General features: G+C 39.7%; 1 protein-coding gene. It reads left to right on the forward strand.

The annotated features are described in order from the left end of the window. Positions 1-398: 398 nt before the first annotated feature. On the forward strand, positions 399-1,155 hold a 757-nt coding region (locus tag RTW80_RS25700), incomplete at its 3' end, for a DUF1120 domain-containing protein (RefSeq protein ID WP_312720885.1).

The raw sequence follows: 1,155 nt of genomic DNA on the forward strand, positions 1-1,155 counted from the left end.
ACATCAAGCAATTTCTCATTTACAATCCGTCTCAATTACTTGTTAACACCTCTGACAATACCGATTCTGCAAGCTATTCAGTCTTTTCATTCCATGTAAATTGTCTCGATATTAATATACAAAATATGAATATAAAAAACCAATATATTACCCTTAATTATCTATATATTTTCCTATTTTTCAGCGCAAACATTCATGTAATGAATAATTATCACCACAAACCACCTCACCAGCACCTTATTATTCACATGATCGTAACTATAAAATTCATTAAATAAAAACATCCCAGCAAGTTGGCTATTACTGAACGAGTTATTTATTTACATTCACAAACAGATATATATACTGCTTCAGCTTTTTATTTTAAAAAATAAATTTGTTATTAAGGATATGTTCATATGTTTTTCAAAAAGAACCTCACAACAGCTGCTATTTGTGCAGCACTTTCTGTTGCAGCATTCAGTGCCATGGCAACAGATTCAACTGATACAGAATTAACTATCATCGGCGAGTATACCCCTGGTGCATGTACCCCAGTTGTTACGGGCGGCGGCATTGTTGACTATGGGAAACATCATAACAGTGCGCTGAATCCGACCGGTAAAAGTAATAAACTGGTTCAACTGGGCCGCAAAAACAGCACATTAAATATAACCTGCACAGCACCAACGCTAATTGCTGTAACCACCAAGGATAACCGTCAGTCGACCATTGTAGCGTTAAACGACAAATCCTATATTGAAAAAGCTTATGATACTCTCGTAGATATGAAGGGAACGAAAAACGCCTTTGGTTTAGGTTCTGCGCCTAATGGACAAAAAATTGGCGCTGCATCCATTGGTATTGACAGGTCTAATGGTGGGATTCACGCGGCGGACGATACAGGTGAAATTCCTGTCGACCTGATTCAAACTGACCACTGGTCAGCAGCGACCCCCACATGGAAAGCCTCATCTAATGGCGCATTCTGCTCGCTGACAAGTTGCTCAGCAATCGAGCGCGGTTATTCTGTTGCAAAAACAGGGGAACTGACACCTGTTGCCATTACAGCGGTCACCTTCCCGTTACTGATTGATGCTGCGGTAAATGACAATACTATTCTTGGTTCTGATGAAACGATCAAACTGGATGGTAACGTCACTATCAGCGTTCAGT

Origin of the sequence: Escherichia sp. AM3, from assembly GCF_032029835.1 — a bacterium.
In the GTDB taxonomy this organism is placed as follows: Bacteria; Pseudomonadota; Gammaproteobacteria; order Enterobacterales; family Enterobacteriaceae; genus Escherichia; species Escherichia coli.